Origin of the sequence: Roseisalinus antarcticus (assembly GCF_900172355.1) — a bacterium.
In the GTDB taxonomy this organism is placed as follows: Bacteria; Pseudomonadota; Alphaproteobacteria; order Rhodobacterales; family Rhodobacteraceae; genus Oceanicola; species Oceanicola antarcticus_A.
Map to the genome: position 1 here is coordinate 54,500 of NZ_FWFZ01000015.1, position 14,495 is coordinate 68,994.

16 protein-coding genes and 1 pseudogene are annotated in these 14,495 nt (G+C 68.0%); 3 read left to right on the top strand and 14 right to left on the bottom strand.

Going from position 1 to position 14,495, the window contains the following annotated elements:
- Positions 1-145: 145 nt before the first annotated feature.
- The 11 genes from ROA7023_RS24830 to ROA7023_RS14130 form a co-directional block, all read right to left on the bottom strand.
- On the bottom strand, positions 146-766 hold the full coding sequence (locus ROA7023_RS24830; RefSeq protein WP_200812519.1) for a Gfo/Idh/MocA family oxidoreductase: 621 nt from the start codon (positions 764-766) through the stop codon (positions 146-148).
- A 175-nt stretch (positions 767-941) separates the two neighbouring features.
- Positions 942-1,739, bottom strand: a complete 798-nt coding sequence (locus ROA7023_RS14095) for a 3-methyl-2-oxobutanoate hydroxymethyltransferase (RefSeq protein ID WP_085879680.1) — start codon at positions 1,737-1,739, stop codon at positions 942-944.
- A gap of 177 nt (positions 1,740-1,916) precedes the next feature.
- Complete coding sequence (locus ROA7023_RS14100; protein WP_085879681.1) at positions 1,917-2,753, bottom strand: SDR family NAD(P)-dependent oxidoreductase; 837 nt, start codon at positions 2,751-2,753, stop codon at positions 1,917-1,919.
- A gap of 169 nt (positions 2,754-2,922) precedes the next feature.
- A complete protein-coding gene (locus tag ROA7023_RS14105) occupies positions 2,923-3,924 on the bottom strand; it encodes a Gfo/Idh/MocA family protein (protein ID WP_159458522.1) in 1,002 nt (333 codons plus the stop codon).
- Positions 3,925-3,931: 7 nt separating this feature from the next.
- A complete protein-coding gene (locus tag ROA7023_RS14110; protein ID WP_085879683.1) occupies positions 3,932-4,753 on the bottom strand; it encodes a sugar phosphate isomerase/epimerase family protein in 822 nt (273 codons plus the stop codon).
- Between the two features lie 248 nt (positions 4,754-5,001).
- Positions 5,002-5,403 carry a TOBE domain-containing protein gene (locus ROA7023_RS25560; RefSeq protein ID WP_306372494.1) on the bottom strand — a complete coding sequence of 134 codons (402 nt, stop codon included), beginning with the start codon at positions 5,401-5,403 and terminating at the stop codon, positions 5,002-5,004.
- Between the two features lie 27 nt (positions 5,404-5,430).
- Positions 5,431-6,090: an ABC transporter ATP-binding protein gene (locus ROA7023_RS25565; RefSeq protein WP_306372495.1), complete on the bottom strand. Its 660-nt coding sequence runs from the start codon at positions 6,088-6,090 to the stop codon at positions 5,431-5,433.
- Between the two features lie 3 nt (positions 6,091-6,093).
- A complete protein-coding gene (locus ROA7023_RS14120; protein WP_085879684.1) occupies positions 6,094-6,954 on the bottom strand; it encodes a carbohydrate ABC transporter permease in 861 nt (286 codons plus the stop codon).
- A complete protein-coding gene (locus ROA7023_RS25155; protein WP_234992235.1) occupies positions 6,951-7,433 on the bottom strand; it encodes a carbohydrate ABC transporter permease in 483 nt (160 codons plus the stop codon). Before ROA7023_RS25155 ends, ROA7023_RS14120 begins: the two co-directional genes overlap by 4 nt.
- A gap of 27 nt (positions 7,434-7,460) precedes the next feature.
- On the bottom strand, positions 7,461-7,820 hold the full coding sequence (locus tag ROA7023_RS25160; protein ID WP_234992237.1) for a carbohydrate ABC transporter permease: 360 nt from the start codon (positions 7,818-7,820) through the stop codon (positions 7,461-7,463).
- Between the two features lie 94 nt (positions 7,821-7,914).
- A complete protein-coding gene (locus ROA7023_RS14130) occupies positions 7,915-9,147 on the bottom strand; it encodes an ABC transporter substrate-binding protein (protein ID WP_159458523.1) in 1,233 nt (410 codons plus the stop codon).
- 392 nt (positions 9,148-9,539) lie between these two features.
- Between ROA7023_RS14130 and ROA7023_RS14135 the strand changes: the two genes are divergently transcribed.
- A complete protein-coding gene (locus ROA7023_RS14135) occupies positions 9,540-10,580 on the top strand; it encodes a LacI family DNA-binding transcriptional regulator (protein ID WP_085879686.1) in 1,041 nt (346 codons plus the stop codon).
- 153 nt (positions 10,581-10,733) lie between these two features.
- On the opposite strand, the gene ROA7023_RS14140 is transcribed toward ROA7023_RS14135, so the two are convergent.
- From ROA7023_RS14140 to ROA7023_RS14150, 3 genes are all read right to left on the bottom strand, one after another.
- Positions 10,734-11,714: an NAD(P)H-dependent flavin oxidoreductase gene (locus ROA7023_RS14140; protein ID WP_085879687.1), complete on the bottom strand. Its 981-nt coding sequence runs from the start codon at positions 11,712-11,714 to the stop codon at positions 10,734-10,736.
- A gap of 96 nt (positions 11,715-11,810) precedes the next feature.
- Positions 11,811-12,713 carry an NAD-dependent epimerase/dehydratase family protein gene (locus ROA7023_RS14145; protein WP_085879688.1) on the bottom strand — a complete coding sequence of 301 codons (903 nt, stop codon included), beginning with the start codon at positions 12,711-12,713 and terminating at the stop codon, positions 11,811-11,813.
- A gap of 1 nt (position 12,714) precedes the next feature.
- Positions 12,715-13,416, bottom strand: coding sequence for a DUF4386 family protein (locus ROA7023_RS14150; protein ID WP_085879689.1), 702 nt, complete (start codon positions 13,414-13,416; stop codon positions 12,715-12,717).
- A 101-nt stretch (positions 13,417-13,517) separates the two neighbouring features.
- On the opposite strand from ROA7023_RS14150, the gene ROA7023_RS14155 reads away from it, so the two are divergent.
- Both ROA7023_RS14155 and ROA7023_RS14160 read left to right on the top strand, forming a co-directional pair.
- A complete protein-coding gene (locus tag ROA7023_RS14155) occupies positions 13,518-13,826 on the top strand; it encodes a LysR family transcriptional regulator (protein WP_085879690.1) in 309 nt (102 codons plus the stop codon).
- Positions 13,827-13,847: 21 nt separating this feature from the next.
- Positions 13,848-14,417 (top strand): annotated as a pseudogene (locus ROA7023_RS14160) (LysR substrate-binding domain-containing protein); the annotation flags it as partial.
- Positions 14,418-14,495: the final 78 nt, after the last annotated feature.

The window sequence follows — 14,495 nt, forward strand, 5'->3', positions numbered from 1 at the left end:
CATGGCCCAGCCCACCAGCGGCAGGGTCTTGCCCGCCCGGGCCGGGGCATGGGCGGTGTCGACGATCTGCTGGCCCACCCGGGCAATGGCCGGATCGAGCGGCCCGCCCAACGGCGCCCCGGTTGCGAAGGCGTGCAGCACATGTTCAACCGGCGCGCGGTCCGGCGCCGCGGCCTGATCCCCGGGCACGGCGCGATCCTCGGGGGCGTCGGGGGGCTGCAGGGTCACGTGCGCTTCGAAATCGTGGGACGACAGCGTCCCCCTGCTGCCCACGATGACGAAGCCGCACCTGGGCCGAGGTTGCCGTCGTAGAAATGCACCCCAGCACGTCGCCGATGGTGCCCTCGTCGATCAGCCGCTTGGTGGCGACATGGGGCGGATACCAGGCCAGCGGCCAGTTGATCGCCAGCATCGCGCCGCCGGCCGCACAGGCCGCGATCATCCGGTTGGCCCCGGCGAGATCCGAGGCAAAGGGCTGCTCCACCAGCATATTCGCACGGAAGGGCGCCACCTGCGCGACGAACTGCGCATGATCCGCCGTCGCGGGGCACAGGATGACGAGGTCGGGCCCGGTCGCCGTGGCCGCCGCCACAGCTGCAAACACCCGGTCACCGGGGATCGCGAAATCGTCGATGGCGGCGGCCTTCCTTGTTGGGTCGGCGTCGCAGATGGCGGCGATCTCGGCCTCGGGGTGGTCGTAGCCCCGCCGCAGCAGATCGCCCATGTGCATATGGTCGACGTTGATCCCGGCACCGCGAAAGGTCATGGGGTGGTCCTCTCTGCAGTGACATTGAAACGGGCGCTGTCGAAGCGCAAGCCGCCGGGGGGGCCGGCAGGTGCCGGGCGCGGCCAATCCGGCCCCCGGCACCTGATCCCGACCCTCAAACCAGGGCCAGGGTCGCGCCCCGTCCGCACGTCCCTTTTCTGCCCCGCGCCACCGGCTAGCCCAGCGCCGACCTGAACGCCGAAAGCTCGTCCTCGGGCATGGACACGACCTGCGACCGCGCGGGGAAGGCGCCGCTTTCGATATCGGCGATGAACTCCGAGAACGCCGCGATCCGCTCCGCCTGAAGCCGCTCATACTCGGCGGCGAAGTTGCGGTAGACTTGGGCGTGGCGCGGCACGCGGCCGCGGGTCTCGCCCAGGATGTCCTCGGCGAAGAGGTATTGCGCGTCGCATCCCGGCCCCGATCCCATGGACCACAGCAGCAGCTTCTTCATCCGCGCGGAAATCTCGGTGGCCACCTCTTGCGGCACGACCTCGATCTCGACCGCGATGGCGCCGGCCTCCTCAAAGCGGCGACACTGATCGAGGATCTCCAGAGCCTCGGCCGCGGTCTTGCCGACCGCCCTGTAGCCGCCGGTCCAGGTGACGCGGGCCGGCACGATGCCCACGTGACCCACGATCGGGATATGCTCCCGCGAGAGCCTGGCGACCGTCTCGAAGCTGCCCGAGCAATAGAGCGCGTCGGCCCCCTTCCCCAGCATCTCGCCGCTGAACCGCAGGTAATCGTCCGGTGTGCCGGCCTCCAGATGGGTCAACCCGGTCATCGAGAACAGCGACGGGGCCCGGTTGCGATACTCGGGGTGGGTCACAAGCTCGGGCGGGGCCGAGACGATGTCGATCCCCGCGGCCTCGGCGGCGGCGGCCTCGTCGAGGGTGAAGATCCGCAGCATCGACAGCTGGCGCTGCCCTTTCCAGGACAGAAGGTCATGAACTGTGGGGCGTTTTCGGGTCATGGTCTGCCTCCGATCCCGGTTTCGATACGGCCCGCCCGGGTCCGGGCGGGCGTGGTTGCTGCCGCCCCCCGGGCCGGGGCGCAGACGGCCGGCCCGGCCCGGGGGGCGAAACGAGGCCGGCGCAAAGGGCGATTGCCCACGTGGCCCGGCACCGGCCCGTCTGCCGGATGCAACCTATCATGCGACAGGGCCTCGCGCTGGCCAAGGGCTCTGCGTCGACCCGGCTGGACGGCGGCATCGACGGTCGGCCGGTCCATCCCGCCGCCCCGGTCGATCGTCACACTGCGTCGGGTCATATCGCGCTTTCCGGATCCGGTCCCTCCCCGGTAGTGCCCTGGTTGTGGAGGCCGCCGTCCACGCCGATGGCCTTCGCCGTGATGTGGCAGGCGCCGGAGGAGGCGGGGAGCAGATAGGTCGGCGCCGGGTCGACAGGGGGCCCCGGCGGCCAAGCGGCCTGCGCCCCGCATCAATTCGGCGTGGGCCGTATTGCCCGCCCGGCAGCGCGATGACCGGCGCATTGAAGCCGGTGTCGACCCACCCGGGGCAGACCGTGTTGACGGTGATCCCGTCGGGCGCAAGTTCCAGCGCCAGTGCCAGCTCCGTCCCGAACGCGATCACGCCGCCCTTCGATGCCGAATAGGCGGTGCTGCCCGGCCCGCCGCGCTGACCCGCGATAAAGGCCGTGTTGATGATCGCGCCGCGAGCGGAGCGCCGCAGGTGGTCCACCGCCGCCCGGCACATCAGAAAGGTCCCGCGCAGGTTCACCGCCATCAGCCTATCCCAGTCCTCGACGGTCGTCTCGGTGACGCGCCCCACGACCTGCAGCCCGGCGACATCGACCAGGCAATACAGCCCGCCAAGCGCCGCCGCCGCGTCGCCCACCATTCGCGCCACATCTGCCCCGGACGAGATGTCGCCCCGGGCCCAGTGCCGCGCCCCGATGGCCTTCGCCGCCGGTTCCACACGGTCGGACAGATCCACCGCCGCCACCTGCGCCCCGGCCGCGCCGAAGATCCGGGCGACCTCCTATCCGATACCCGAGGCGCTGCCCGTCACCAGAACCCGCAGCCCCTTGCGGTCATCATCGCCCATCACCGCCTACCTGCGCACGGTGAAAGGGCGGCCGGTCGCGTCCGCCTCGTAAAGCGCGGCGATGAAGGCAAAGTTGAACCGGATCCCGGTTTCATCGAGCGCGGCGGACGGCCGCCCGGCGATCCGGTCCAGAAACGCCAGCAGCGGCTGGTGATGGAAATGCGGATGATCCCCCCATCGGAATGCGCTCGACCTCGGCCGCCACGGCGCCGCCGGTGTCGACATAACGGGTGACCTCGGTCCGGTCGTCCTCGTAGGGCGGCAGCCCGCGCCAGCTGACCCCGCCCTGCGTCCCCTCGATGCTGAGCTCCGACAGGGCCGGGCCGTTCACGCCATTGCCCCGCTCGTAGAGCAGCGGCAACAGGGTGCCTTCGCCCAGATCCAGGGTCATCATGGCGACCACATGGCTTTCGACCTCGACCGGAACGTCGGGCGGGTCGTCGCGACCAGCCACGCGCCGGGTGACCGAGCGGTCGACCGTGACCGCGACCGGCGCCAGGACATCGAACAGCATGGCCAGATCATAGACGGACCAGTCCATCGCCAAGCCGCCACCGGCCCGCTCTCGGCTGAGGAACCACCTGCTCCGGAGTTGGTACTCCAGCCCCGGTCGGACCCGCTGAATGCGGTGGATCATCCGCGCGAGGCCGAGCGCGCCCAGCGCCTGCCGGCCCAGCATCTCGCGCACCCGCGCCGCGGCCGGCTGATTGTTGAACCGGATGGCGCAATCGCCCAGCAGCCTGCCCACCCGGGCGGCCGCTTCCAGGATAATTTCGACCTCCGACAGCGTCCGGCCCACCGGCTTTTCGCACAGGACGTGGTATCCGGCCTCGAAGGCCCTGACGGCCATGGGCGCGTGCAGCCAGGGCGGAACCGCCACGATTGCCACGTCCTGCCCGCCGGCCCCGGCCGCCCCCAGCATCGCGTCGACATCCGCGAAAAGCTGCGCCGTCGGATGCTCGGCGGCAAAGCTCTCGCGCGCCGCGTCGGCGGGATCGGCTGCCAGGACCTCCAGCCCCTCGACTGTCGCCGCCGCGGCCGCATGGTGACGCGCGATCGCACCCGCGCCGATGATCAGAACCCGTTGTGTCACGTTGTCCTCACGCCGCAAGCTCGCCGAAAAGCCCGGCGACATAGGCCGCGCTTGCCCGGTGCGTCTCGACCGGGTCGCGCTCGAACGGGGTCGCCTCCTCGTAGCAGTTCTCCAGCACCATCAACGGCGTCACCCCCGCAGCGGTCAGGTGTGCGACGATGGCCCCGTGGTCGATATCGCCGTCCTCGAAGGCCTCGGCCCAGACGCCACCGTGGCTTTGCCGCAAGTGCAGCTCCGACACGCGCGGCCCGTAGAGCCGGATGATATCCTCCAGCGCCACCTGGGAATCGCCCGCGCCGCGCCAGACCCAATGCAGGTCCAGGCACAGCGACACCGCCCCCGGATCGGTCGACGCCAGCATGTGGTGGAACTCCCGGGCCGAGGCCCGCATCTCGGGGGCATGGGTGTGATAGAGCAGCGCCGCCCCGCGCTCCCGCAGGGACCGGCCAAGCGCCTCGAGCGCATGGGCCTGGGTCCGCAATTGCGCGTCATCCTTGAGGGCCCCGTCCGGCAAGGGGTCGGGGTTGAAGATGAACCGGGTCACGCCGTGGGGCATCAACGCGTCGCAAATTGCCAGGGCGGAGTCGGTCGAGGCCTGCGCCAGCACCTCGGTATGGAACGCGCCGAAGACATAGGCCGACCGCATTTCGAGCCCGGCCGCCGCGGCATCCCGCGCCAGGTCCGGGACCTGATCGGCGGAGCGCACCGCGTCTTCCCAGCCGGTCAGGCCCGCGGCCCCGGCCTGGGCCATGGCCTGCGGCCGATCATAGTCCTGCCCTCGCAGCCGGGCGATCTGGGTCCAGCCGTAGACATTGGTGCCGATGAACATTCAGGGGTTCCTTCTTGTGTGGACGCCGCCCGGGGATCGGGGCTGACCGGGGCCGCCTTTGCCGTCTTGGGACGTCTGGTGACTTGCTGCGCTCGGGCGCGTGTTCGCCGGACCGGACGCGGGGCGTCCGGGGGCATGGCTCAACCCTGACGCCGCGGCCCTCGCCGCGATCCGCGTCCTGCGCCATGCCGTCCCTGCATTGGGCATCGTCATCTTTCGTGTCGCCGTTGCGACGGCCCGCCCGGCCCTCAAATCCTGGCCCCGTCGTCCGGGTCGAACAGCGAGACGCCCTCGATGTCGAACCCGACATGAACCCGGTCATCCAGGGCACCGGCGATCTCGGGGTTGACCCGCGCGGTCAAAGCCTGGCCATCGAGGTCGAGCAGAACGAGCGTGTCGGCACCGTGCGGCTCCAACCCCGTGCGCCGGGCCTCGAGAGCCTCCAGGCCCGCGGCCTGCCCCACAAGCACCCGCTCGGGCCTGACCCCGAGCGTCACCGGCCCGGGGGACGGTCCGGCGCCCTGCGCGAACTGGTAGCCGTCCAGCCTGACGCTCTGCGTGCCGATATGGGCGACCGGCGCCCCATCCGCGGCCGTCTTGAGCGTCGCGTCGAGAAAGGTCATCGCGGGCAGGCCCACGAAATCGGCCACGAACCGGGTCGCGGGCCGCCGGTAGAGCTAGTCCGGCGTGCCGATCTGCTGAATGACGCCGGCGTTCATGACGGCGATCCTCGTGGCAAGCGTCATCGCCTCGATCTGGTCATGGGTCACGAACACGAAGGTGACGCCCAGCCGCTCGTGGAGCGACTTGATTTCCTTGCGCATCTCGGTGCGCCGCTTGGCATCGAGGTTCGACAGGGGCTCGTCGAACAGGAAGAGCTTGGCGCGGCGCACCAGGGCGCGGCCGATGGCGACGCGCTGGCGCTGCCCGCCCGACAATTCCCCCGGTTTGCGGTCCAGCAGATGCCCGATCTGCAGAAGGTTCGCCGCCCAGGTGACGCGCTCTTTTATCTCGGCCTTGTCCGCGTGCGCGACCTTCAGCGCAAAGGCCATGTTGGTGCGCACCGTCATCGTCGGATAGAGCGCGTAGGACTGGAACACCATGCCGATTTCCCGGCGGCTCGGCTCCAGTTTCGTCACGTCGCGACCGTCGAAAGAGATCCGCCCGCCCTGCACGTCGTCGAGCCCCGCGATGGCGGACAACAGCGTGGACTTGCCGCAGCCCGAGGGGCCCAGAAGAACGATGAACTCTCCGTCCTCGATATCGAGAGAGATCCGGTCGAGGACCGTGAGCGCACCGTAGCGCCGAACCAGATTGTCGATGTGAACCTTGGTCATGGATCAACCCTTCACCGCGCCGGCGGTGACGCCGCGCACGAAATACTTGCCGCTGAAGAGGTAAAGCAGCAGCGGTGGCAGCGCCGTCAGCAGCGTCGCGGCCATGTTGACATGATGCGCAGGCACGCCGGTGGCCGAGGTCGACGTCAGGGACGCGACGGACACGGTCATCGGCTGCCAGTCGGCCCCGGCGAAGATCAGGCCGAGCAGGTAATCGTTCCAGACCCCCGTGACCGAAATGATGCCGGCGACGATGATGACGTTGAGCGACATCGGCAGGATCACCAGGAAGTAGATCTGGAAGAAACTCGCGCCGTCGACCCGCGCCGCCTTCACCAGCTCTGCCGGCAGGCCGAGGTAGACGTTCCGGAATATCAGCGTGAGGATCGGCAGCCCGAAGAGAACATGCACGATCACCAGGGCGGTCAGCGTCTGGTGGATGCCGCCCACGGCGAACATGCGCACCAGCGGATAGATCACAATCTGGTAGGGCACGAAGGCGCCGACCAGCAGCAGCGCCAGCACGATGCCCGCACCCCGCAGGTTCCACATCGCAAGCGCGAACCCGTTGATCGACGCGATCAGCAGTGACACGGAGGTGGCCAGGACGGTGATGACCACCGAATTCCAGAACCGTCCGCCGATGCCGGTGCAATCCCGCCCGATGCAGGCGCTGGTCCAAGCCTCGACATGGGCCTCGAAGTCGGGGGTCTGCGGCAGCACGAAGATCGAGCCGGCCCGGGCCTCGTCCAGGTCCTTGAGCGAGGTCAGGAACACGATCACCAGCGGGATCGCGAAGAACAGCGCGGTCGCGATCAGGAAGCCATAGAGGCCCAACCGGCCGATCAATGCCGGAGACTTCATGTCGCCCTCCAGTACCGCCGGATGACGGAGATCAGGCCGAAGATGGCGATCACGGTCAGCAGCAGGACCGTGGCCGCGGCCGACGCCAGCCCGATACTCGACCGTTCGAAGTAATGGTCCACGATGAACTTGGCGGGGACATCGGTCGAGAAACCGGGCCCGCCGCCCGTCAACGCGACGACAAGGTCGTAGCTGCGCACGACGTTCATCCCCAGAAGGACGAGGCAGGTCGCGATGACCGGGCCAAGCATCGGCAGCACGACATTGACATACATCCGCCACTTGGGAATGCCGTCCACGCGCCCGGCCCGCCAGATCTCGGGATCGATCGCCTGAAGGCCTGCGAAGATGATGACCATCGTCAGCCCAGAGGAATGCCAGACCCCCGCGATCACCAGCGTGAAGATCGCGAGGTCCGGGCTCGACAGCAGGTCGAGGGTGAAGGTCTCGAAGCCGAGCCCCTGGACGAAATCCTGCAAGCCCGTCGTCGGGTTGAGCAGCCATTTTCACACAAGCCCGGTCACGATGAAGCTGAGGGCGATCGGGTAGAGAAAGATCGTCTGAAAGAAATTCCGGCCGTGAATGCCCTGGTCGAGGGCGACCGCGAGCAGCAGACCGAAGGCAAGGCCGACCGAGATGTACAGCCCGCCGAAAATGAACAGGTTGGCATAGGCGACATACCACCGCGCGGTCGAGAATAGCCGCTCGTACATGTCGAACCCGACCCAGCGGTTCACCGGCAGGATCCGCGACGGCGTGAAGGACAGGCCCACGGTCCAGAGGATGGACCCGTAGTAGCCGACCACCGTGAACAGGATGGTCGGCAGCAACACGAAGCGCGCAACGGTCTGGGGGCGCAGGATCATCTTGAATGGCCTCGTTGAAATGTCCGCGCAGCGCGTCGGCCGGACCGATCCCTGTCCGTCCTGTCGATGCGCCGCCCGGACAGCCGGGAGGACCTCAGAAATCGTCGAAGACGATGGAGGTATAGTTTTCGGCCGCATCCTGCGGCGACACGCCGGGGTCCGACCAGAAGTTCATCAGCAGGTCGCTGATCTGCCCCTGAGCGTCACCGCTGAGCGTCGCGTTCGGATTGGGCACGCCGCGCCCCTCCTGCATCCCCTGCGCGATGGCCTGCGAGCATTCGGGAAGCTCGATCGAGCTCGCCGAGGTCAGGGACGGGATCGAGCCCTTCTCGATCGAGAATTGCACCTGCACCTCGGGCGTCAGCAGGGCGCGGATGAAATCGTCCTGCCCTTCGGACGGCGCCCCGAGATCGGGGAACCTGAACCCGGTCGCCCCCGCGATCCAGGTATCGCCACCGGCGATGTTGCAGCCCCAGTCCGTCCCGTATTCCTCGCCCATGGCGACCAGCTCACCGCCGGCCCAGGTCCCCATCACGAAGATCGCCGCCTCGTCGTTGGCAACGAGGTTGAGCGTGTCGGTCCAACTGCGATTGACGTTGCCGTCATCGGCGAGCTCGGACAGCGTCCGTATGATCTCGAACGCCCGCGTCACGTCGGCCTCATCGAAACCGTCGCGATCATGATCGAAGTAGAACGCACCGAAGCCATCGACACCGAGCAGCGAGGTCTGGATCGAGTATTGCAGAAGATTGAGCTGCCAGCCCTGCGCGCCCACGGCAATCGGGATGATACCGGCGTCCTGCAGCGCAGGCGCCTGTTCCAGAAAGCCCTCCCAGTCCGTCGGCGGCTCCAGCCCGGCCGCCTCGTATGCGCGGACCGAGTACCACATGACGTTCTGCGTCTCGACGGCGATGGGCACGGCGTAGAGTGCGCCGTCCGGCCCGCTCGCGATATCGACGGCGAATTGTGGAAGGGCGTCGATCGGCCCCTCGTCCGCCACGAAACCCGAGATGTCGCGCAAGACCCCCTGCTCGCCCAGGTCGGCGGCTTCCTTGCCGATCGACAGGAACATGGCTCCGGGCGGGTTGCCACCGCCGATGCGGGACGTGAACAGGGCCCGCGCACCCGACGCGTGGTCCGGCGGCACGATTTCAACCCAGGTGGTTCCGAGCGCCTCGACTCCGTTGGCAAGGGCCTGGACGGCCGCGGCCTCCGCGCCCGAACTGAGCCAGTGAATGACCTCGACCTCGTCCGCCTGCGCCAGCGGTGCGCCGAGCATGACCGCCGCGACACCGGCGCATCCCATCAGTCTTGTTTTCGATTGCATGACTTCCTCTCTTCGAGCGCGAGCGCCCATCCCGGCAGTCGTTGCTTCTCTCCGTCTGCCGGCCCCGTGTTGAAGCCGGATCATTCCCGCGACAAATGGGTTTCACATCAAAAAACATCGGATTTGCGCATTTCGTGGGGGTGCCGTGGGAAATCCCTTGGAAATCGGTCGATTTTCCGGGGCATGCACATCAGTCTTGATGTGAACCGCATCAAGGCCTTTAGACGCCGGGCCGGCCCGCGGCCAGCCTTCGGCGCCAATTGCCGTCCGCATCCGGGACCCGGTCGGAATGCCGCTGCCGGTGGTTCCTCGGCCCTCTGTCGAACATGAAAAGATCGGCGGCTTGCAAGCCCGCGGCCCCCGAACACTGGCCGAAAGGCAAGGGGTCTGCGATGACACGTGGCGGAAGACGAAGAGCGACGATCCCAGACATCGCCCAGCGCGCCAATGCCTCGACCGCGACCGTCGACAGGGTCCTCATTTCCCGGGCCGGGGTCAGCAACGCCAACCGCCAGCGCGTCCTGTGCGCCGCGAACGACCTGGGATACCTGCCGGTGGAAGACCAGATCGTGCTGCCGGCACGCAGGTCGCGGTTGGAGTTCTTCCTGCCCAGAAGCACGCAGACCTTCTTCGGCGAGGTGAAAGTCGCGATCGAGACATTCGCCGCCACCCTGCCGCTGGTGTCGTCGGTCAGCGTGCACGAGTTGGACAATCTCGACCCCCGCACTCTCGAGGCGGCCGTCAACGAGTTGTCGGTCGAAACGCTGGGCGTCGGCATCGTCGCTGTGGACCACCCGCTCACGCGGCAGATCATCCGCGATCTCGACAGGTCGAACGTCAAGGTCATCACGCTGGCGTCCGACCTTCTGTCCACGCACCGGGCGGCACATGTGGGGCTGAACGACCGGGTCGCGGGTCGGACCGCGTCGCTGGCAATGGGCCGGTTCGTGCGTCGCGCGGCCGGAACCGTGGCGCTGTTCATCGGAGATCCCGCGTTTCACGGCCAGCGAGAGCGGGAACTGGGCTTTCATCTAGTCATGGAGACGGATTTCCCCGGCCTGACCATCCTGCCCGCGATCGCGACGAAATCGGACAGCGCCCTGAGCGCCCGGATTACACGGGGGCTGCTCGAAGAGCATGACGACCTCGTCGGCATCTACTGCATGGGCGGCGGCCGCAGCGGCATCGCCTCGGTCATCGAAGAGCTGCCGCCGGCGCGCAGACCCTGCGTCATCATGCACGACCTGTCAGAGCCGATCCGGCGCTATCTGGCCAAGGGGGTCATCGACCTGATCATCGACCAGAACGCCAAGTTGTTCGGCGAACAATCGGTCATCCGCCTGCTCGGCACGATCGCCGCGACAGAGCCGTTCCTGCCCGAACACTACATAGAACCGCGCCTGATCATGCGCGAGAACATCCCCGCCCCCTAGAGTGCCGAAAGGGCCCCCGGAAGAGGGCTTCGCGCCGCGTCCGTCCCAGGGCCACGCGTTTCGGTGAAACTCCTCTTGCCGTCCGCGCCGGCGCGGCTTGACGGGATCCTTTTCCGACCGACGGATCCTGCGGCGCAGGTCCGGGCCCGGCGCCTAGAAGTCGATGATCCGCCTGGCTTGATCGACGATCTCGCGGACGATCTCCTTGGCCGGTCGGGATTTGGTCACCAAGCCGACACCCTGGCCTGCCCACATCGGCAGCGGCTCGATCTGGCCTTTCAGCCCGGCGAACGCGACGGCGCTGGCGTAGCGCGGGATCTCGACACCATCGGGACGCGTGGCCAGAACATCCCCTTCTCCAGGGCGCTCGCCGAGCGGGGGCCGCCCGGCCGCCTCCCACAGGTCGGAGGTGCTGTTCTTCAGGGCCCTGTGGGGCGCGTTTGGCCAGACGAGATCGTAGAGGTCGTCGTAATGCGCGGTATCGTCCTCGGACGCGGCGAGCAGGCGCTCCAGGTACACCGGATGCGTCTGCGCCTCGGCGGCGGCCAGGAAACGGGTGCCGATCCAGGCGGCGGACGCGCCGAGCGCCATGGCGGCGGCGAGCCCGCGGCCATCGGCGATGCCGCCCGCTGCGATGACGGGAACGTCTCCGACGGCGTCGACCACGGCCGGCACAAGCGCCATGGTCGAGACCTTTCCCTCGACATGCCCGCCGGCTTCCCAGCCCTGGGCACAGATCGCGTCCGCGCCGAGGGCGGCGGCCCGACGCGCCCCGGCAGAGGTGCCGACCGTGATGATGACCTTGGCCCCCTGCGACTTTGCCCGCCGGGTGAAATCTTGCGGGTCGCCCCAGAAGATGGAAATCACCTCGACGCCCTCTTCCAGGCAGACGTCAAGCTGCGCGTCGTCGCGGAAGTCCATGTTCAGGTTCACCCCGAATGGCTTGTCGGTCAGCGCCCTGATGCGGCGGATCTGCGCCCGCATCCTGTCGGGCGCATCGGTCAAGAGCGGCGCCAGCCCAAGCCCGCCCGCGTTGCTGACAGCCGCGACCAGCTCGGGCGGGGCGACGCGGCCCATGGGCGCGAGAACGATTGGCTGACTGACGCCAAATCGAGAGCAGAACGCGTTGGCCATGACAGATCCTCCGGTGCGCGACAGGGCCAGTATCTGCGGGAATGCCCCCGCGGGGCCAGAAATTTCAAAGGACCGTCCCCTTGGGCCGCGCACCGGTCATCCCCGGAAATGCCGGACCATCGCGGCGACCCCCTCGGCATAGGAGGTCGGCGCGAACTCCGGAAAGCGGGCGCGGAATTTCGCATCCGACATGACGTAGTCGGTCCTGTATTGATAGCTCATCTCGTGGACCTCCCGGATCAGCGGCGCCACCAGCCCGAGGCCGCGCAGGACGATGCCGGGGATTTGGGTGACCTTCAGCGACGTGCCCAGCGCCGCGTTGAAAAGCGCTGCCATCTCCGACACCTTGACCGGCGGCCCGACGGGCAGGTGGAATTCCTGGCCGAATGCGCCTTCGTCCTGCCCGAGCAGGGCCAGGGCGCGACCCATATCCCTGGAATAGGCGTAGGTGTGGACCGGGCCCTCGGGCATCGCCACCCTGGGGGGCCTGCCCTGCAGCATGTTCTCCAGAAAGCTGATGTAGAACGGCGAATTCACCGCGCCGGGTCCGTAGAAATCCGCGGCGCGGCCCACGGTCACCGGCACCCGGCCCGCCCGGTCAGCCGCCATCACGATCTCGACCGCGGTCTTGCGGGCCCGGCCCTTTTTCGACGGCGGACACCGGGGGGTGTCTTCGTCGAACGGCACCGGAAGGGGCGCGGGGCCGTAGAGATAGACGTTGTCGAAATAGACGATCCGGGCGCCCACAGCCTCGCATGCGCTCACCAGCGCGGTCGAGATCGCGGGAAAGCCCGTTGTCCAGAGGGCCGCGTCGTAGGGCAACCCGACGCAATCGTAAACGACATCCGCCCCGTCGAGGGCCCTGACGAGGGCCGCGGCGTCGGTGGCGTCGGCGTCGGCCCGGGTCAGCCGGCGGGCGTCGAGCCCCTCGGCGCACAGGGCGTCCGCCGTGGCGCGGCCGATGGCGCCGTCACCGCCCAGAACAGCGTGAAAGCCCATCTCAGGCCTCCTTTCCGAAAAGCGCCATGCCCACCATCATGAAGCCCGCGGCGAACAGCCAAAGGTGGATCGACAGGGTGGAGATGAAGATGCTCGCCTCCATCCCGAACAGCTCGATCACCGGAGAGGCCAGGATCGGGGCCACGAAAAGGCCGCTCCAACCGAGGATCCGGGGCAATCCGCCATTGCGCAGGATGATCAGCGAGACCACGACCAGCCAGCCCACCGTGAAAAGCGAGACGCCGAGGATCTCGCCGATCGCACCGCCCCAGGCATTCACGGACGACTGGATCAGGTCGATGGTCTGGCGCATCTCGGGTGTCGCAGCCGCATAGGTCTCCGCAAGAAAGGTCGACGCCGTCAGCCACCGGATGATCCCGATCGCGCGGGCCAGCGCCCAGGCGCAGATCAACCCCACCGCCACGACGAAGAGCGGCCCGACCTGCTTGTCCCGTCCCAGCGCCAGCCAGGCGATGGCGGGTCCGATCAGGACCCAGGCCAGGGAATAGACCAGGTAGATGCCGTAGCCGAGGCGAACCTGCCCGAGTTGCCCGTCGATCAGTGGAAGCGCCTGCGACGGCGCAAAATCGAGGCTTTCGGGCCAGTTGATGGCCGCGCCGAGGATTGCGACGGGAACGAACAGCAAGGCCGCCTCGGCGAGCACGAGACCGCCGATGACAAGATATCCGCGAGAGGTGTTCATGGCCGTGCTCCGAGTGTGTTGCGTTGCGCTTTATCCCTGCTACCATCCATCAAATTTGCAACGATACAGCCAATATCGCAATCAGGAGTTCCATATCTGAAATGGCGCGACCGCAAAGGCTTCCCAAGCTCCAGCTCATCCAGTCCTTCGCCCAGGTGGCCGAACACGGCTCTCTGGCGGCGGCGGCCAAGGCGGTCGGCGGCAGCCCCGCGACGCTCAGCCGCCATGTCTCCAGCCTCGAAGCGGAGCTTGGGGTCACCCTGTTCGAGCGGCGTGGAGACGGGCTGGCGCTGACCGCCTCGGGCGCGGCGCTCTTTGCCCATGCGGCGGATGTCACCGCGGCGGCCAATCGGTTTGCCGCGGCCGCGTCCGGCCAGGATCAGGGCCTGGACGGGACCATCCGCATCTAGGCGTCCCGGGGCGTCGCCGGCTTCGTGCTGCCACCGATCCTTGCCGACCTTGCCGCCGCTGAACCCGGGATCGACTTCGACCTGGTGCCGAGCGACAGCGAAGCCAACCTGCTGCGGCGCGAAGCCGACATTGCCGTGCGGATGTTTCGACCCAGGCAATCAAACCTCATCGTGCGCAAGCTCGGGAACCTCGGCTTCGGTCTGTTCGCGGCGACCTCCTACCTGGAGCGCCGGGGCATGCCCGAAACCGTCGCGGACCTCGCGGCCCATGACATGATCGGCGACGATCGAAACGGGCAGGTCGTGTCGGCGCTTCGCACCCTCGGCCTGGAGATGGACAGGGAAGGCCTTCGCTACCGGTGCGACGACCGCTACGCGGCCTGGCAATTGCTGAGGTCCGGCTGCGGGATCGGTGTCGCGCAACTGGCCCAGGGCACGGCGGAGCCCGGCCTTGCCCGGGTCCTGCCCGAGACGGCCGTCTTTTCCATGCCCGTCTGGCTCGCGTCCCACAGCGAACTCAGGACCAGCGCCCGGGTCCGCCACGTGTTCAGCTTTCTGGCCGACCGGCTGGCGCGCGCCCTGATAAGCTGAAGGCGCCGCCCAACGGTGCCGCGTCTTGGCTGTCGCCAGGCCCGCGCCCGGACCGCGTCGGCCCTGCCCCCGCCCCGA